Genomic DNA, 18,558 nt, shown 5'->3' with positions numbered 1-18,558 from the left:
ATAGTTAATTCTTTTGGGAGTGGTAGGAGGTGAAATGTTTGATAATGTGACTGATGTTCTATTTAAACTTCTATAAAATCAGTTGCTCACAGAAGTTCTAACTCTAAAAACTTATTATTTTGGTCAGTTGTTAATCTAAAGCGCCCTTTTAGGCCAATTTGACTAAGAAAAGGCCTGAAACGCGATGCAGGCAATTGTAGGCGTAAGCCATTGTCAGTCACCACTAAAACATTGCTTGCTGCCCCACTGTAGTGTGCGAGAAAAGTTTGATAACTGATGTTGAGAGTAAAATAGTAATGCTTCATGAAATCGGTCAAAAAAGTCACGTTTTATCTGACAGTGATAGACAGCTGTATAAATAAACAGTAGCACTAAAAAGTGCTACTGTTTTCGCCATATTGATTAAGATTCCAACGCTTTGGTCACTTTTTCAAACAGGTCTTTAGCCAGATTATCCATTGATTTTAATGCCTCTAGTTCCATTTTGATAAGCTCTTGGCGAGCAGTATCGTACTTGCGGAACTTCAACAGCGGATCGATCAGACGCGAAGCTACCTGCGGGTTACTACTATTTAGCTCGCGTAAGATCTCCCCCGCAAACTGATAACCTTCACCAGATTTTGCATGGAAGCGTACTGGGTTCATATTGAGGAAAGAACCAATTAGGCTACGAATACGGTTAGGGTTTTTAAGACTAAACGCTTCGTGTTCCATCGTCTTCTTGATCACCTCAAGTGCATCTTGCGCTGGATTGGTACCTTGTAAAGTAAACCACTTATCCATCACAAGACCATCATGTTTCCACTTATCGCTGTAGTCTTGCATTAATGCTTCACGACATTCTAACTGTGCACTATTCGCGGCACTCATTGCTGCAATGGTGTCAGTCATGTTATTAGCCTCAGCGTATTGCGTCTTGGCAAGTTCGTTACCCTGCTCGGTGTAAGCCAAAAAGCCTAAAGCAGTGTTTCGAAGAGAGCGTTGGCCGATTGCCGCATGTTCGATAGAGTACTTGGCTTGCTTAGAGCTATGATAAATCGCACTCAGCTCATCATTCAATTCAGTGGCGAGAATTACTTTCAATGCTTTCAGCACCTTAGCAATCGCATCAACATCCACCTGCTTGTACCAACCTAACACTTCATTGAAACTTGGTAGCGATAGCATCTCTGCAATGAATGCAGGTTCAAGGTCACTAGACAGAAGTACACCGCGGAAAGCGTCAATGACCGCCTCAGCAAGTTTAACCTCGCCACCAGCTTGAACATTTTCGACATTCGTACGAATGTACTTGGCAAGAAGCATTTGTCCTGCATCCCAACGAGCAAACTCGTTGCGCGCATGAACCATCAAGAAAATCAGCTCTTCATCACTGTAATCATACTCCAGTTTTACTGGCGCAGAGAATTCGCGTAGCAATGAAGGAACGGGGTTTTCAGCAACGTCTTCAAACACAAATGTCTGCTTCGCTTCAGTCACATCAAGAACATTACCAACAACAGAACCGTTACAGCGTAACTCAATCATCTCTCCATTTACCGCATAGAGCTCGACATCAAAAGGAATATGCAGGGCCTGCTTTTCTGCTTGATCCTGAGTTGGCTCCGTCGATTGCTCAACCGTCAATGTGTAGGTTTTTGCTTGTGCATCGTACTCGCTCGCTACGCGTAATGTTGGTGTTCCAGATTGGCTATACCATAAACGGAATTGCTTAAGGTCAACACCGCTTGCATCTTCCATCGCTGAGACAAAATCTTCACAAGTCGCGGCCGTACCGTCGTGGCGTTCGAAGTACAGCTTCATGCCCTTTTGGAAACCCTCTTCACCAAGCAAGGTATGCATCATACGAATCACTTCACTGCCTTTTTCGTAAACCGTCAAAGTGTAGAAGTTGTTCATTTCAATCACTTGATCTGGGCGGATCGGATGAGACATCGGGCTGGCATCCTCAGCAAACTGAGGACCACGAATGATTCTTACATTGTTGATACGATTCACAGCACGAGAGCCAAGATCTGAAGAAAATTCTTGATCACGGAATACAGTCAAACCTTCTTTAAGGCTCAGTTGGAACCAGTCGCGACAAGTTACACGGTTACCAGTCCAGTTATGGAAATATTCATGACCAATGACCGCTTCAATGCCTAAATAATCAGTGTCAGTCGCTGTTTTCTCATTCGCTAATACGAACTTAGAGTTGAAGATATTTAAACCCTTGTTCTCCATCGCTCCCATGTTAAAGAAATCGACCGCTACAATCATGTAGATATCCAAGTCATATTCAAGGCCGAAACGCTCTTCGTCCCACTTCATCGAGTTGATCAATGACGTCATCGCATGCGGAGCACGATCTAGGTTGCCCTTATCAACAAAAATTTCGAGTTCAACATTACGACCAGATTGAGTTACGTATTTGTCACGTAGTACATCGAAATCACCAGCGACCAAAGCGAACAAGTAAGCTGGTTTTGGATGAGGATCTTGCCACTGCACCCAATGGCGTCCGCCTTCTAACTCACCTTGCGCAATACGGTTACCATTGCTGAGTAAGAATGGGTTGTGTGCTTTATCTGCAATCACTTTCGTGGTGTATTTCGCTAGAACATCTGGGCGATCCATGTAGTAAGTGATTCGACGGAAACCTTCCGCCTCACACTGAGTACAGAAAGCCCCACCCGATTTATACAGACCTTCTAGAGCGGTATTAGCTTCAGGATCAATTAAGGTCACAATCGTCAGAGTGAACTCAGATGGAAGCTGATGAATTTCTAATCCACCTTCAATTTCGCTGTAGTCTGACCAAGCTTCACCATTGACGGTGATACTTTGTAACTTGAGTTCTTCTCCGTCTAGGCGAAGTGTTGTTGCATCTTTAAATTGCTTAACTTGAGAAACCGCGGTTACTGTCGTCTCGTTATCGTAGAGATCAAAGGTCAAATCAATATCAGTGATGGTGTGTGATGGTGATTGATAATCTTTGCGGTACTTGGCTTGAGGAGTCTGAGCCATGTCGAAATCCTTCTGACTGAATGCATCTGAACATTGCGCTGTAAAAGTCTAGCGCAGTAATAATAAAGTTCGGGAATTTTCCCGTTACAATTTGCGTATTAGCTTACAACTCTGGATATAAAAAAACGAGGTTCGATGTCGAAATACCTCGTTTTTTCTCTATTGTTGACATAAAACTCAAACTGTTTGTCTATTTAGTCAGCAAGGGGCACATTTCTCTACCACGCTTTATCAACGGATTCGATTTAATACGGCATACAGCGCGCCTTCTTCCATTTCCAAAGTCAGCGTATCTCGGTTCAGCGTGTATCGTGTTTCATGTTCACCATTTTCATAGAGAAGCACCAAGTGCTCGCCCTCTGTATAGTAAACACCTTTGTGTATCGCCTCATCGCCATCATCATTACTCACCCGGAACATAAAGACAAAATCTGGCTGTAAAATCAGATCCAACTTTTGTACGTCGCTGGCATGAATATCATCGCCACCCAAATGTGCACTCGACCACATACCAGACAATGCGTTGGACAACGCTTTAGTGAAAGTAACGCCATTTAAACTGAGTAAATTGTGGTTGGCTGAATACTCGTACATTTGAGGCTCTGAAGTATTCAATCCAAGAACCAAAGTATCTTCATTGGCTGTGTACAACCCTTCCCAGTGGTCGACTGAATAGTCCCTTTTCTGAATATCAATCTTAAAACTATAGTTTGAATCCAGGGACAGCTTGATCGCTAAAAAGTTTTCCTGCGACTGTTCAGGATTAGGATTAACGAGGTACCAGTCTCCTAGCAGAAACGGTTGATCGAACTGAGTTAAATCGCTGTTGTCTTTCACTCCATCAGCGAGCACCGAAAGGCTAAAAATTAATGATATTAGAGCTAACAATCTCATCACGTGCTCCTCACTCTTTTCTTTAAGCTTAGGCACGTCAGGTATATTTAGCTAAAAAAATTGATCTTTATCACAATATTTTATTGTATAAAAAAAGCGAGCCCAAATGACTCGCTTTTTAATCGATTGATTTCAATTAAGATTTAATCATATCAACCATTATCGCTACCGATTCGCTAAGGTAGGCATCCGGCGATTCATAATCTTTAGGGATATCATCCAGTGTCTTATACGGCTCTTGACCTGCTGCTTTTTGTCTCTCATTAATTCGAGTTAAACGGCGTGCGTCTGCTGCATCGGTTTCCGCTTTACGTGTTTTTTCGTTGAGCGACAAAGAGTTATCGTCTTTCTCTGCCTTGTATTTTTCAATATCTTCGGCCACGAAACGAAACTCTAGGTCCTTAGCAATACGAGTTTGGTGGTTAGCGGCAAGCTTACCAATCAATGCCTCATTACGCTGTAACATTTCGTATTTAGCTTTGTCAATACTATCCCAAGGCAGTGCATTGTCTTCTACCGACTCACCCGTTTCGCTTGGATCTATCGCTGTAGGGAACGCTATATCTGGGGCGACACCCTTGTTTTGTGTACTACCACCATCAATACGATAGAACTTTTGGATGGTATACTGAACGTAACCCAACTCTTTGTCGAAAAGATCGTAGATATGGTTTAGCGAACGATGTTGCTGAACCGTTCCCTTACCGAAAGAGTTTTCACCCAAAATAATGGCACGCCCATAGTCTTGCATTGCCGCAGCAAAAATCTCTGAAGCGGAAGCACTATAGCGATTAATCAATACCGTTAATGGACCGTCATAACTGCTCTTACCGTCGGTATCACTATTGACGTTGACTCGACCATAGCTGTCTCTCACTTGGACAACAGGGCCGCTAGTGATAAACAAACCGGAAAGTTCTGTTGCTTCAGTGAGTGCACCACCACCGTTGTTACGAAGATCAACAATGATGCCATCAACACCCTTGCCCTTGAGCTCTTCGATAAGTTTATCGGTGTCTTTTGCAAGTCCGACATAAAAACTTGGTACTTCTAGAACACCAATTTTTTTGCCATCCTTCTCAATCACTTCAGATTTTACCGCTCGGTCTTCTAGACGGATTTTGTCTCGAACGATGGTAACAACATCCGCTTTCGCTTCCTTGCCTTCAGGCAAGATTTGCAGATTAACCTTGGTGCCTTTCGGTCCTTTGATTAGCTGAACAACATCATCAAGACGCCAACCGATGACATCAACGATATCTTCACCATCTTGACCAACACCAATGATTCGATCACCTTCCGCTAGAAGCTTACTATTCGACGCTGGGCCACCAGCCACCAACGAACGGATAACAGTGTAATCGTCTTCCATTTGCAGTACCGCACCAATACCTTCAAGCGACAAATTCATATCAGTTTGAAACTGGTCTGCACTGCGAGGTGAAAGATAGCTAGTATGAGGATCAATCTGACGAGCAAATGCGTTCATGTAGAGCTGGAACGCATCTTCGTTATGAGTTTGACCTAAACGCTTGAGCGCGTTGTTATAACGCTTGCCTAACGTGTCTTTAATCTCATCCCAATCTTTGCCCGTTAACTTTAAGTTCAACGCATCATACTTGACTCGCTTACGCCAAAGTTCATCAAGCTCTGCGGTATCGGCTGGCCATGCGGCTTCACTGCGATCAAGCTCAATGGTTTCATCATTATCGAAACTCATCTCCTGATCGAGGATAGACAAAGCATACTTAAAACGTTCATAACGACGCTTGATTGACAGATTGTAGACATCAAATGCAATCTGGTTATCTCCCGCTTTCAATTGGTCATCGATTCCTGATGTCCATTTTTTGAAAGAGTCGATATCCGCTTGCGTAAAGATATTACGATTGTAATCAAGCATTTCGATATAACGTTCGAAAATAGCTTGAGAAAATTGATCGTTTAGCGAGAAGTGTTTGTAATGAGAACGTGTAAAGCGAGATGTGACACGTTTGCTGGCTGTCTCATGCTGAGCTTCTGGAGTCAGGACTGGTAGGTCCTCTAAACTGATATTTGCTTCTAAAGCATGAGCAGTAGAAGCTGCTAGCAATAAGCTAGCAGCAATCAGCGACAATTTTGAACGGCATTTCATGCGTAGGAGTATCTCCTTTATGCGCGCAAGTGCTCCGCTTTTACAACCATTTGTAGGCCGTTAGTCAGTTGAACACGCACATCTTCCTTATTGATTTCAACGATAGTCGCAGCCATGTTTCCTTTGCCCATATTGACGTTTACTTGATTACCAACTTTCACTTCGTCAGCATTCAGAGCACGCGTTTCTACAGGCTTAGCGGCTTTTTGTACTTTATTTTGTTGCGGGCGACGGCCTTGAGGCTTCTTCGCCGCAGGCTTAGCTTTCTCTTTACTTTCTTCGCGAGTTTTAGTCGCTTGCTCTTTACGACGAGCTTGCACTTTAGCTTTGCTTTCAGCTAGTGCTGTTTTTGCGTGTTCTACGTGCTCTTCGTCAAGCTCGCCTGCTGGGTTGCCATCTAAATCTACACGTACTGCACCAGGCTTAACACCGTGAAGGTAACGCCATGATGAAGTGTATTGTCTTAACGCTGCACGAAGTTGAGTTTTGCTTACTTTAGGATCATCGCTTAGACGATCCGCAAGATCTTGAAAGATACCAATTTTAAGTGGTTTAGCTTCACCTTCTAAAGTAAAGCACTTAGGGAAACATTCAGCAATATATGCGATAACTTCTTTGCTGTTTTTTAACTTTTCAGTGTTTTCCATGTGGGTTCCTGGTTATTGCGGTTCATCCGCGAGCATTAAGATTAAATATTTGAGGTATTATAGTGACCTGCAAGCGAAAAACCACACTCAATAGATAATTTATGCCTTGATAGCGTGTGAATTAAGCAGCTTTTCTACTTCCTGCATCAAAAAAGTTAGCCCCTGCTCATCGATTTCATTGAATCGCCCCACTTTCGGACTATCAATATCCAACACACCAAACATTTCACCATCAATCGAAAATGGAATCACGATCTCTGAGTTGCTCGCTGCATCACAGGCGATATGTCCTTCAAACTCATGCACATCATGAACACGCTGAACCGTGTTGGTCGCGACCGCGGTTCCACAGACTCCACGCCCTACCGGAATGCGCACACATGCAGGCTTGCCTTGAAACGGACCAAGCACCAGTTGGTCATCTTTCATTAGATAAAAACCAACCCAATTTAACTCTTCAAGTTCCATGTTGAGTAAAGCACTGATGTTTGACAAATTGGCGATCAAATCGGTCTCAGATTCGATAAGTGCGATGACTTGTTTGGTTAAGCGTTGATAATGTTCTATTTTCATTTATACATCCATTTGAAAACTAGAGACTTCCACTATGAATCTGCGTACAATTTCGCAAACTACAAATAGTAAGCATTCTCATTACAATGACTAACAATTCCAACACTATTAGCCGTTCTTGGTTGATAACACAAGTAAAACAACACCGCAATAAGCTGATATTTGCCAATGTCATTGCTTTCATCGCCACCTTAATCAGTGTGCCCATTCCATTGTTGATGCCACTTATGGTCGACGAAGTGTTGCTCAACCAACCCGGTACGGGCCTTAAAGTGATGAACCAACTGTTACCTGATTCAATGCAGACAGCAACTGGCTATATCTTTTTGACCCTGCTGCTAGTTGTACTTATGCGTACGGCTAGCCAAGCACTTTCCATCGTACAGAGCCGTCAGTTTACTTTGGTATCTAAAACCATTACGTATCAAATGCGTAGCAAAATGATCGATAAACTGGGCCGTATCAGCATTCGGCAGTATGAGACTCGTGGCTCTGGAGGTATCAATGCTCACTTGATTACTGACATAGAAACCATCGATCAGTTTATTGGTTCAACTCTCAGTAAATTTCTTATCAGCCTGTTGACTGTCATAGGTACCGCAGGGGTTCTTCTCTGGCTAGACTGGCGTTTAGGTCTGTTTATTCTGTTGGTCAATCCGGTTGTAATCTATTTTTCGCGTAAGCTAGGCAGTAAAGTAAAGCATCTTAAAAAGCGCGAAAATCAATCGTTTGAACGTTTTCAGAATCGATTAGTCGAGACCTTAGATGGCATCTATCAACTAAGAGCGGCAAATCGAGAACGGGAATTTCTTAACGAACTAAAAACCCATGCAGACCACATTCGCCAAGATGCAGATAAGTATGCATGGCAATCGGAAGCCGCTGGTCGAGTCTCTTTCCTTCTATTTTTATTAGGATTTGAGTTATTCCGCGCAGTTGCAATGTTAATGGTCTTGTTTAGTGACCTGACCATAGGTCAAATCTTCGCAGTATTTGGCTACCTTTGGTTCATGCTCTCTCCTGTTCAAGAACTGCTTGGCATTCAGTTTTCTTGGTATAGTGCCAAAGCCGCACTGAAACGGATCAATGCCCTATTAGATTTAGAAGAAGAACATCGCCCTCAAAGTAAGGTGAATCCATTTACTGATGATCGAGAAGTCGATGTTGAAATCGACAAGGTGAGTTTTTCTTACAATGATGAAGTACAAGTCCTCTCTAAATTGAGCCTCACCATACCAGCGGGTAAAAAAGTGGCGCTGGTCGGTTCCAGCGGCGGGGGCAAATCAACATTGATCCAGTTGCTTATCGGTGTGTATCAGCCTAACTCCGGCTATATCCGCTACAATGGTCAAACTACAAATGATATCAGTTTTGAGATAATTAGAGAGCAAATTGCCGTTGTATTACAACAGCCTATACTCTTTAATGACACTTTAAGGCATAATCTGACGCTAGGCTCAGAATATGATGACTTATCTTTATGGCGCGCGCTTGAAGTCGCGCAGATGCAAGATGTCATCAGTCAACTCAGTGATGGGCTTGATACGCAAATAGGCCGCAATGGTATTCGGCTGTCAGGTGGACAACGTCAGCGCCTAGCGATTGCAAGAATGATCTTGAGTAATCCTAAGTTTGTCATTTTGGATGAAGCGACGTCGGCACTCGATACTGCAACAGAAGCCGCATTGCATAAAGCGCTTACCGAGTTTCTACGTGGTCGTACAACGTTAATTGTCGCACATAGATTGTCCGCGGTTAAACAGGCAGATTTGATCTACGTACTTGAAGACGGTCAAGTATCTCAAGCAGGTACTCATGGAGAATTGGTTGAACAGCAAGGCTTATATCAAACCTTATACGGCAACGTGCAAAGTCACGCTTAGGTCCTTTTCTCGTGCCAAAAATATAGAGGGGCTGCGATGAACGCCCCTCAGGTATTGCATGCTCATGGCTCCAAGCCAACCAATATTAGGCTTTGCCACGGCTGTGAACTACCCGTTGACCTTGTCTCTGTGGAGAGAGGCAAAAGCGCCTACTGCCCGAGATGCAATAGTCATCTATACCGAGGGGGGAATCCTTCTCTGTCAGGCAATTTAGCGATTGCAATAACTTGCCTTTTACTGTTTGTTCCTTCGCACTTTTTCGAGTTTATAAGCATTCGTCTTTTCGGCATGATGATTCCTGCGACTTTACCCTCCGGCGTATTTGCACTTTTTCAAGAAGGTTTTGTACTCCTGTCACTGCTTATTTTCTTTTGCAGTTCGATAGCGCCCCTTTTGTTGTGTAGTTCGGTTGTCGCGGCGCATATCGCGCTTAGCAAAGGCTCGTTTCGTTTGCTCAAGAGTTCGCTGTCAATTATTGACTATGTCAAAGCGTGGGTAATGATTGATGTCTTTCTTGTTAGCATCGCCATTTCGTGTTTCAAACTCCAAGATTACTCGGATATCTACGTTGGACCGGGCTTGATTGGTCTAGTGTTGCTGCAAGTCTCTACCGTACTACTGGTGACACGAGTAAGCGTGCGCCGATACTGGGAAGTGTTTCATGCGGAAGAGCAATACGCGTTGTCAGAAAAAACGCTTCACTGCCATCACTGTCACCTTTCTCAACCTGAAGGGACGGAATGCTTGCGTTGTAAAAGCCCTATCCATCATCGCAAACCGTACTCGATTCAAAAAACATGGGCTTATCTCATCGCGGCCAGTATTGCGATATTTCCCGCTAACATCATTCCAATTTCCATTTTATTAACTAACGGCAAACGCTTAGAAGATACCATCTTTTCTGGCGTTGCTTCGTTAGTGAATAGTGGAATGACTGGCATCGCCATCATCATTTTTGTTGCCAGTATCGTGGTTCCCGTTGCCAAGATCCTAGGGCTGTCTTACCTGTTACTGGCGATACAGTTCAAACGCAAGATTTACCACAAACACAGAATGCGCATCTATTTTGTCATTAAATGGATTGGTCGCTGGTCGATGATGGATCTGTTTGTCATCTCGATCATGATGACATTAGTTGATAGAGGCCAAATTCTCGACTTTACACCAGGCTATGGCGCGGTCGCATTTGGTATTGTAGTTGTGCTCACCATGTTAGCCGCAGAAAGCATGGATCCGAGACTAATTTGGGACAATTACCCAGAAGAATTTGATAGAAAAGAGTCGTTAAATGAGTAACCCTTCTCCCACACAAAACTCATATTCCCCGCATATCAAGCGTAATAAAGGAATATCACCACTTTGGCTGCTACCAATCTTAACTATGGTACTGGCAGGATGGCTGGTGTTCAAAGCCGTGCAAGATGCCGGGCAACGAGTCCAGATCTACTTCTCTGATGCACAAGGCTTGATCGCAGGAAGAACCACCATTCGCTATCAAGGCTTAGAAGTGGGCATGGTGAAAGATATCAATTTGTCCCCAGACTTACAGAGTATCTACGTCGATGCGGACATCTACCCACAAGCCACGAAATTGCTGACCAAAGAAGCGCGTTTCTGGTTGGTCAAACCCACAGCGAGTCTGTCTGGGATTTCTGGCCTTGATGCACTTGTTTCGGGTAACTATATCGCGATTTCTCCAGGTAATAACCCTTCCGAGCCTGAGACCAAGTTTACCGCTCTAGAGCGTGCTCCCTCCGATTTACTGGCAAACCAAGGGCTTAATATTTCACTAAAATCGAGAGACTTAGGCGGTATCTCGGTCGGTTCACAAATCGTTTATCGAAAGATACCGATTGGTGAAGTGTATAGCTATCAGCTTGACCGTGATTCGAAAAACGTCATCATCCAAGCCTCAATACGCGATGAGTATCGCCACATCATCACTGACGATAGCCGCTTCTGGAACGTCAGTGGTATTGGTGCCAACATAGGATTCGAAGGGGTTGATGTAAAACTGGAAAGTTTCAGTGCTCTGCTTGGAGGCTCTATTGCTGTCGACTCACCTGATGGTGGTGAGCCTGTTGCAGATAACTCTCAGTTTAAACTCTACCCAAATTTAAAAACCGCTGGTCGAGGTATCGCAATAAAGATTGATTTACCAGATGACAACAAGATCAACGCTTCTGGCGCACCAATTATGTACCGTGGTATCGAAATCGGACAGATTACAGATTTAGAGTTGAGTCATGGTAGAGAGAACATCGTTGCTTCTGCGGCAATCCAGCCTGCTTTTAGTGACATGCTGACAACGGGTAGCCGCTTCATTCTTGAAGAAGCGAAAGTCTCTCTATCGGGAGTAGAAAACATCGCTAACATCGTTAAAGGTAACTTCCTGACCGTGGTTCCTGGTGACGGCGAGCGTTCACGACATTTTAGCGCAGTAAGAAAAGACGACTTCAAACGCCAACAAGCCCGCTCTGTCTCACTTCAATTAGTGTCAGACAATTCGTTTGGACTCGATCAGGGTGCCAACATCCTCTACCGTGGTATCAGCGTAGGTTCGGTAACGCAAGTGAGCCTAGTTAACGACAAAGTGCAGCTAGATGCGCTAATCGATAGCGACTATGCGCACCTTATTAAGTCTCAAAACCGCTTCTTCGTGACAGGTAGCGCCAGTGCCGAATTGACTGAATCAGGCTTGAATATTACCGTGCCACCAGCAAAACAGCTTCTAACGGGTTCTATTAGTTTCGTTAGTGAAGGAAAAGCTCAGCCACAGGCGCAATACACGCTCTATCAAAACAAGTCACTTGCTGAACTCGCTAAGTACAATATCTCAGGTTCTACCAAGTTGACCCTTTTTGCTAACGAATTACCTTCGATCAGTAAAGGCAGTCCTCTGTTGTATCGAAATCTGCAAGTGGGTAATGTTGCTGACTTCTATTTGGTCGACGGTGGTGTCATCATCAGCGCGAGTATAGAAAATCAATATAAGCACCTTGTCACTGATCAAACCGTATTCTGGAACCGCTCAGGCGTTGAGATAGATGCAAGCCTTGCAGGCATCAACGTTAAGGCGGCCCCACTCACCTCTTTGATTCAGGGAGGCATTGCATTCGATTCTCTGCCTGGAGTCGAAAATAAGCAAAACGACAAATGGTTGCTCTACTCAGACTTCAAGACTGCAAGGAAATATGGCCAAGTGATCTCATTGACACTCAATGGCGAAAACACAGTCGCAAAAGGCACTTCAATCAACTATAACGGAGTAAAAGTTGGTGAGGTCACTTTGGTTATTCCAGACTTCAAACTCAACAGAGTAGAAGTCAAGGCGCGTATATTACCTGAATACACCAATACAATTGCGGTTGCTGGGTCGTACTTCTGGTTACCTAAAGCGCAAGTGGGTCTTAGTGGTGTGAAGAACATTCAAAATCTCCTGGCACAATCGATCAACGTGTTACCGGGTAACGGAAAAGCGACATATGCCTTTGAACTTAACCACCAACAACCGGCGATAAACGGCATAACCTTCACCCTACAAAGTGAATCTCGCGGCTCTATCACTGTTGGTACACCGGTACTCTATCGTGAGATAGAAGTCGGTCAAGTAACCAATGTTCAGTTAGGTGAATTTGCTGATCGCGTCATATCGACCATTGCTATTGAGCCTCAATACGCCTATTTAGTTCGTCAAAACAGTGTTTTCTGGAACACATCTGGCGTCGACGTATCGATCGGTATTACCGGTGCCAATGTTAGAGCCGGCACAATTGATAGTATTGTTCGTGGTGGAATAACTTTTGCGACGCCAGAGCAAAAACAATTGGAGCCAATCGCTCGTCAAGGTCAGTCCTTCTACCTATATACCAAAGCAGAAGACAGCTGGCGCACATGGCGTACAGCAATACCAAAACCTTAATCCATGGGGAAACGCAGCGAATTCGCTGCGTTTTTTATTGAAATTAGCTATAATCACCGACCTTTTACGCTTGTAGAGACAGAACCTTGCACCAGAACGTATACCTACCAGACGACTTTCTCGCTGAAATGCAATCAATCCTACCCCAAGGACTGAACATGGCGGATTTTATCGCCGCATGTCAGCGCCCATTGCGTAAGAGTATTCGGGTCAATACACTCAAAATATCAATCGATGAGTTTGTTCAACGAGCACAACACAAAGGATGGCAACTTCAACCTGTACCCTGGTGTGAGGAAGGATTCTGGATTGACGCAGACGAATCGGAAGTCCCGCTAGGTAACTCGGCAGAACACATGTCTGGGCTTTTTTATATCCAAGAAGCCAGCTCTATGATGCCCGTATCCGCTTTATTCTTGGATGACCAAGATGACTTCACCAGTGTGCTCGATATGGCGGCTGCACCAGGCTCGAAAACCACTCAGATTGCGTCAAAGATGAACAACCAAGGTGTGCTCGTTGCCAACGAGTTTTCCGCAAGCCGTGTAAAAGTACTCCACGCTAACATAGAGCGCTGTGGAGTACGTAACGCCGCTCTTAGCAACTTTGATGGTCGTGTGTTTGGTGGCTGGTTGCCCGAGCACTTTGATGCAGTATTGATTGATGCACCTTGTTCAGGTGAAGGTACGGTACGTAAAGACGCAGACGCCATGAAGAACTGGAGTAAAGAGTCGGTCCTTTCGATTTCTGACACACAAAAAGATCTGATTGAAAGCGCTTTTCATGCGTTAAAACCTGGCGGCGTTATGGTCTACTCAACCTGCACGCTCAGTATTGAAGAGAATCAACAAGTATGTCATCACCTTAAAGCGTCCTTTGGTGATGCTGTAGAGTTCGATAGCCTCGCTTCCCTTTTCCCTGATGCCGATAAAGCTCTTACCGAAGACGGTTTTCTACACATATTCCCTCAGGTATATGATTGTGAAGGCTTCTTTGTTGCACGTATGCGCAAACTTGCGTCAGTCACCGCCCCTCAAGTGAAAAAGCGTTTGGGCAAATTTCCGTTTGAGAAAGCGAGCGCTAAAGTACAAACGGACATTGCTAAACAACTCCACACTCAACTGGAGATTAATTTACCTCAAGCATCTTCTATCTGGTTGAGAGACAACGACGTATGGTTGTTCCCTGATGCTCTTGAACCTATGCTTGGTGAGCTTAGATTCTCCCGAATGGGGATCAAAATTGCTGAAGCCCACAAAAAGGGCTACCGCTGGCAGCATCAAGTTGCAACGGCATTAGCTACTGGTAAAGAGAGAACAGCCCTAGCACTTTCTATTGATGAGGCTCGTGAGTGGTTTATGGGACGTGATGTTCGCCCTGCTGACCTATCCGGTCAAGGTGAAGTGATCGTAACACTCGCTAACGATGTGATTGGATTAGGAAAGTGGGTGGGTAACCGTATCAAGAATGGACTACCAAGAGAGTTGGTCAGAGACAAAAACTTGTTTTAAGCGGTCATTAAATAGTATGAAATTCTACAAAAGCCTAGCGCATTGCCGATCATAAACTACAATTAGGTTATCGATATATACAATATATCAGACAGTTAGCGCAGGCTCTGTAGGAGCCGTTCCCCTAGGCCCAAAGCAGGATCAGCTCTGGGCCTTTTTTTCGGCTTAACAGTCAAACCAATTGTGTTAACTCAGGCGAATGCCCTCTTTCTCAATCACAATTTTACCCTGTTTGTACAGACCGCCGATCGTCTTCTTGAACGTGCCTTTACTAGTGCGGAAAGCGGCAAAGATAGCTTCTGGCGATGACTTGTCATTGAGAGGTAAGAATCCCCCCTTCTTCTCCAATAAGTCCATCACCTTCTGGCTCAGTTCATCCATCTTACCAACCCCGATTTTCTGCAGGGACAGGTCGATTTTGCCATCTTCGCGAATATTCTTGATGTAACCTTTAAGTCGCTTACCAATAAATAACTTACCAAACACATCTGATTTAAAAATCATTCCCCAGTGCTGGCCTTCCACAATGGCTTTGTAACCAAGTTCGCTACGCTCTGCGATGATTAAATCAACCTGTTGGTTGCGAGTGTAATTTGCCGGTGTTTTATCCAGCAGTTTATTAAACTTCGTTGTTCCAACAATTCGTCCAGAAGCTTTATCGCTGTAGACATAAACAAGTACGGTTTGCCCCGCCGCAAAACGTGCACGTTGCTCACTAAAAGGTATCAGTAGGTCTTTACCTTTGATACCCCAATCAGCGAAAGCACCGGTAGAGTTGACACCTTCGATCTTCATCAACCCCCATTCGCCGACTTGAGCAACAGGAGTCTCAGTTGTTGCGACTAACTGACTGTCAGAATCAAAGTATAAAAATGCATCTATAACGCTACCAATTTCCACACCTTCAGGTACAAAACGTTTTGGAAGCAAGGTCGTACCGTAATCTCCGGCATCGAGAAATACGCCAAAATCGGCTATTTTTACTACTTCTAAGTGGTTCGTCTGACCAACTTTAATCATTTCAACTGTCTCTTGTTAAATTTGCGGTGATTATAGCGAATCTCTGTTATGCTTGCGCCAGATATTTATACCTTTTTTAGGAGCGTTAATTGATCACTGTTGATAAGCAGGACGGCATCACTCTCAAGATTTCTCATGCGATGGCAGCGACAAAGAAATCGGATTTAGATCTCTATTTTTTCGTACCTGGTGAGCTTGGGCTTTCGCCGGACATCCTTAAAGAGAGTGAATTCTACTATGAGTCGATATCTCAAAAACGCGCTTACTACAGTGACAAAACCCTCCTTCCTCTCGTGCACAGCCGCTTAGCTAAACGAGGTAGGCTCTCTTCAACTCAATACCGTGTCAGTTTGAGTTTGTTCGCCTATCAGTATGTTATCGCGCTAGACAAAGCGGTCAACGAACTCAATAAACACAATACCGAGTCTGTCACTACTGACGAGGTCGACGAAGTCATCAACCTCTCTCTCGATATTCTCAAGAAACTGCGCCGCAGTATTCCTTACGAAGAGAGCTTAAAGCGTTACTACGCCAATATAGACAACTATCTTTCTTGGTACACAGGACAACGTTTGATGTCGCTTGTCGCACATATGCCTCGTGATAGCGAGTATAAGAGCCTTAAAGAGAGTTTGCTCGCCATTGTAGAAAAAGAAGCAGCGCACCGAAAGCTCAACAATTATAACTCCAAAAGTGTTCGTGATGACGTCATACGACTCAGTAATAAAATGCGCCTATTGCGACGCCTGATAGAACATCCGGTGGTATTGAAGGAGCGCACGCAGTCGCTGGGTAACAATATGAAGCGAGTCGTTAAAGGCAGTGCAACTGGCTTTGTCATGGTGTTTGTTACCATCACAGCCATTCTTGCTCGTGACTACTGGGGAGAGATCACCGCCTCTTTCATTGTCTTAATGTCATTTGTTTACGCATTAAGGGAAATTTTTAAAGATGACCTGCGTGATGTGATGTGGCGATGGCTTCGCAAAGGCCGCCCAAAATGGCGTAAACTTTACTTAGACCCAACAACCATGAAAGCGGTGGGACAGAAACTCGAATGGCTAGACTATAAGGTTCTCGATAAGTTGCCTGACCGAATTCAGTCAATCCGCAAGAAACGCGTTGTCCAGCGTGAAGAACAAGTGCTTCACTACAGCTCTAAAACTGAAATGTCGACATCGAAGTTTATGAGTGGTTATGAAGAAACGCGTGAGTCTTTGTTGGTTAGCATGCGTGAATTAACTCGCTTGATGGACAAAGGCTCAAATAAGGTTTACATGAACAATAACGGGCAGGTAAGTCGCGAGTCGGTTGAAAAACGTCATCTTATCAATCTGATTGCCAAAGAAGATAATCACGACGGCCAGCCACGCTACTATCGTTGGAAGATCATTCTCAACCGAAGCAAGATCGTCGCAATTGAACAAATTGAAGTGGATGACGTTAGCCATCCATTCTCTTCAATGACAGAGTAAGTAAAAATTCCGCCATAGGTTCATCGCCGTGCAGACTTGGGCAAATGGCGGTAATTTTCACTGCTTGATTGACGCGCTCACCAGTAGCGAAAGTCCTCTCTAGCATGTCATCGATCAACTTGCCATCTTCACAAACGAAATGAACATCTGCTTCGGGACGTTTGAGAAACTGCCCTTCTACTGCTTTAAAGGCTAGTGATACCCTTTTGCCGCACTGCTCAGCTTTACTCATCGCCATAAAACCTCCTGCGACATCAGCCCCGACAGCCAATGCACCAAAATACATACTGTTGAGGTGATTTTTGGTTCTTCTTTTTAGGGGAATTTTGACTTCAACACGCTCGGCATTCAGTTCCAATATCTTTGGCCGAGCCAGCCAAATAAACGGCACTTTAAAAAATCCGAACAGATTGAGATAGAGATTTGCTTTTGAGAGAGCTGACAACATTGAACTAGTCCGACCAGTGACACTCATCTTAGTTCATAACGAATAACGCCCAATGTCAACATTTCATTAACATTGGGCGTTATAAACAGTGACTTAACAACCAGTTTGAGTTACAACGTCACCAAAACGTCTATCTGTGGATGCTCAACGATGTACTCTTGTAAACGAGCATATTGAACTAACCCATTGCTGACTAAAACAATCGGCTTATTGCTGTTCGTCGCCGCGTCGACGGCCTGCTCAATCAGCATCATGACAGCTTCACTTTCCGGATCAAACAGATACTCCAACTCCTCACTAAGGCGATCAACCCCTAAGGTGAATTGAGCTAAGTTTTCCACATTGATCACCAAGCCATCAAAGTAATGAAGTAATCGCTCTGATAACAACGCGCCCGATGGTACATCAACGGTATAGAGAACTTTCAAACCATTGAGTCCCCTTGGTAAACCTTGTTCTGCGAGTAAGTCGATTACTTTGGCGGCATCAGACAATCCTCTGACAAAAGGTACGACAATTTCAACATCACAACCTTGCTGCTGCAATGCCTTAATCACCTGACACTCTAGCGTAAACAACTGGACAAATTTCTCATGGGCAAAACGAGAGACACCGCGCAAACCAAGCGCTGGGTTAACTTCAGTTGGCTCAAGCTGTCCCCCCAGCAGTGTTCGGAAACTGTAGCTGTCGGCACCACCTAGATCGATGCGTACCGACTGATGTTGTGGCTTCACGGCCGCTAAAATCTGTTCAGTGAGTGTCGATACGAAGTGCAACTCTAGCGTCTGCTCGCCCAAGATGGCATTAATTGATGCCACTTCACTCTCTTCAAGAGATGGCAAAATCGCGGCATGATCGGGATGGTAGAAGACATGTTCTAAAATCATTTCTGACAATGATACAAAAAGGTGCGAACCACTGGTTGCTTGATCAAGCTGAGGAAGTGAATCGCCGAGGTTTAGCGCAGGATGCATACTGCTAGAACGGGTTAAACTCATTACTGCTCCAGGCAAAGGTTTTCGTTGTATTTCTATTCCTCAAC

Annotated in this window: 14 protein-coding genes; 5 read left to right on the top strand and 9 right to left on the bottom strand. The window is 44.3% G+C overall.

Translation table 11 applies throughout. The features are described from left to right. Positions 1-86: 86 nt before the first annotated feature. The 6 genes from QTN95_RS02875 to QTN95_RS02850 form a co-directional block, all read right to left on the bottom strand. A complete protein-coding gene (locus tag QTN95_RS02875) occupies positions 87-305 on the bottom strand; it encodes a DUF2835 domain-containing protein (protein ID WP_269376760.1) in 219 nt (72 codons plus the stop codon). 97 nt (positions 306-402) lie between these two features. Further along, the gene (gene pepN, locus QTN95_RS02870; RefSeq protein ID WP_331416261.1) at positions 403-3,009 is read right to left on the bottom strand and encodes an aminopeptidase N; all 2,607 of its coding nucleotides are present in this window, start codon (positions 3,007-3,009) and stop codon (positions 403-405) included. 231 nt (positions 3,010-3,240) lie between these two features. Continuing rightward, the gene (locus QTN95_RS02865) at positions 3,241-3,903 is read right to left on the bottom strand and encodes a hypothetical protein (protein ID WP_331416260.1); all 663 of its coding nucleotides are present in this window, start codon (positions 3,901-3,903) and stop codon (positions 3,241-3,243) included. Positions 3,904-4,039: 136 nt separating this feature from the next. Next, positions 4,040-6,037, bottom strand: coding sequence for a carboxy terminal-processing peptidase (gene prc / locus QTN95_RS02860; protein ID WP_331416259.1), 1,998 nt, complete (start codon positions 6,035-6,037; stop codon positions 4,040-4,042). Positions 6,038-6,054: 17 nt separating this feature from the next. Further along, the gene (proQ, locus tag QTN95_RS02855; RefSeq protein WP_138972360.1) at positions 6,055-6,684 is read right to left on the bottom strand and encodes an RNA chaperone ProQ; all 630 of its coding nucleotides are present in this window, start codon (positions 6,682-6,684) and stop codon (positions 6,055-6,057) included. 99 nt (positions 6,685-6,783) lie between these two features. Then, positions 6,784-7,257 (bottom strand): GAF domain-containing protein, encoded by a 474-nt coding sequence (locus tag QTN95_RS02850; RefSeq protein ID WP_138972359.1) that lies wholly within the window; start codon positions 7,255-7,257, stop codon positions 6,784-6,786. Between the two features lie 86 nt (positions 7,258-7,343). On the opposite strand from QTN95_RS02850, the gene QTN95_RS02845 reads away from it, so the two are divergent. From QTN95_RS02845 to rsmF, 4 genes are all read left to right on the top strand, one after another. Continuing rightward, positions 7,344-9,140, top strand: a complete 1,797-nt coding sequence (locus QTN95_RS02845; protein ID WP_331416258.1) for an ABC transporter ATP-binding protein — start codon at positions 7,344-7,346, stop codon at positions 9,138-9,140. 36 nt (positions 9,141-9,176) lie between these two features. Then, positions 9,177-10,436, top strand: a complete 1,260-nt coding sequence (locus QTN95_RS02840) for a paraquat-inducible protein A (RefSeq protein WP_331416257.1) — start codon at positions 9,177-9,179, stop codon at positions 10,434-10,436. Beyond that, the gene (locus QTN95_RS02835) at positions 10,429-13,062 is read left to right on the top strand and encodes a PqiB family protein (RefSeq protein ID WP_331416256.1); all 2,634 of its coding nucleotides are present in this window, start codon (positions 10,429-10,431) and stop codon (positions 13,060-13,062) included. Before QTN95_RS02840 ends, QTN95_RS02835 begins: the two co-directional genes overlap by 8 nt. A gap of 86 nt (positions 13,063-13,148) precedes the next feature. Continuing rightward, entirely contained in the window at positions 13,149-14,573 is a 1,425-nt protein-coding gene (gene rsmF, locus QTN95_RS02830; RefSeq protein WP_331416255.1) for a 16S rRNA (cytosine(1407)-C(5))-methyltransferase RsmF, read from the top strand. Between the two features lie 186 nt (positions 14,574-14,759). Here the strand turns inward: rsmF and QTN95_RS02825 are convergent, their stop codons facing one another. After that, entirely contained in the window at positions 14,760-15,593 is an 834-nt protein-coding gene (locus QTN95_RS02825) for a CvfB family protein (protein WP_331416254.1), read from the bottom strand. An 89-nt stretch (positions 15,594-15,682) separates the two neighbouring features. Here QTN95_RS02825 and QTN95_RS02820 point away from each other — a divergent pair, with 89 nt between their 5' ends. Then, positions 15,683-17,068 (top strand): hypothetical protein, encoded by a 1,386-nt coding sequence (locus QTN95_RS02820; RefSeq protein WP_138972353.1) that lies wholly within the window; start codon positions 15,683-15,685, stop codon positions 17,066-17,068. Here QTN95_RS02820 and QTN95_RS02815 read toward each other — a convergent pair. Beyond that, the gene (locus tag QTN95_RS02815) at positions 17,037-17,516 is read right to left on the bottom strand and encodes a DUF4442 domain-containing protein (protein ID WP_138972352.1); all 480 of its coding nucleotides are present in this window, start codon (positions 17,514-17,516) and stop codon (positions 17,037-17,039) included. The two genes, QTN95_RS02820 and QTN95_RS02815, sit on opposite strands and share 32 nt — an antisense overlap. A 110-nt stretch (positions 17,517-17,626) precedes the next feature. Continuing rightward, positions 17,627-18,514 (bottom strand): putative PEP-binding protein, encoded by an 888-nt coding sequence (locus QTN95_RS02810; RefSeq protein WP_138972351.1) that lies wholly within the window; start codon positions 18,512-18,514, stop codon positions 17,627-17,629. Between the last annotated feature and the right edge of the window lie 44 nt (positions 18,515-18,558).

Origin of the sequence: Vibrio sp. M260112, from assembly GCF_036533775.1 — a bacterium.
GTDB lineage: Bacteria > Pseudomonadota > Gammaproteobacteria > Enterobacterales > Vibrionaceae > Vibrio.
The sequence above is the reverse complement of the archived record's forward strand: the minus strand, read 5'-3'. Positions and strand labels throughout refer to the sequence as shown.

Bases quoted from the DNA above. Each gene is read 5' to 3' on its own strand.
- QTN95_RS02875 (WP_269376760.1), bottom strand. From the start codon at position 305: ATGAAGCATTACTATTTTACTCTCAACATCAGTTATCAAACTTTTCTC.
- pepN (WP_331416261.1), bottom strand. From the start codon at position 3,009: ATGGCTCAGACTCCTCAAGCCAAGTACCGCAAAGATTATCAATCACCA.
- QTN95_RS02865 (WP_331416260.1), bottom strand. From the start codon at position 3,903: ATGAGATTGTTAGCTCTAATATCATTAATTTTTAGCCTTTCGGTGCTC.
- prc (WP_331416259.1), bottom strand. From the start codon at position 6,037: ATGAAATGCCGTTCAAAATTGTCGCTGATTGCTGCTAGCTTATTGCTA.
- proQ (WP_138972360.1), bottom strand. From the start codon at position 6,684: ATGGAAAACACTGAAAAGTTAAAAAACAGCAAAGAAGTTATCGCATAT.
- QTN95_RS02850 (WP_138972359.1), bottom strand. From the start codon at position 7,257: ATGAAAATAGAACATTATCAACGCTTAACCAAACAAGTCATCGCACTT.
- QTN95_RS02845 (WP_331416258.1), top strand. From the start codon at position 7,344: ATGACTAACAATTCCAACACTATTAGCCGTTCTTGGTTGATAACACAA.
- QTN95_RS02840 (WP_331416257.1), top strand. From the start codon at position 9,177: ATGAACGCCCCTCAGGTATTGCATGCTCATGGCTCCAAGCCAACCAAT.
- QTN95_RS02835 (WP_331416256.1), top strand. From the start codon at position 10,429: ATGAGTAACCCTTCTCCCACACAAAACTCATATTCCCCGCATATCAAG.
- QTN95_RS02825 (WP_331416254.1), bottom strand. From the start codon at position 15,593: ATGATTAAAGTTGGTCAGACGAACCACTTAGAAGTAGTAAAAATAGCC.
- QTN95_RS02815 (WP_138972352.1), bottom strand. From the start codon at position 17,516: ATGTTGTCAGCTCTCTCAAAAGCAAATCTCTATCTCAATCTGTTCGGA.
- QTN95_RS02810 (WP_138972351.1), bottom strand. From the start codon at position 18,514: ATGAGTTTAACCCGTTCTAGCAGTATGCATCCTGCGCTAAACCTCGGC.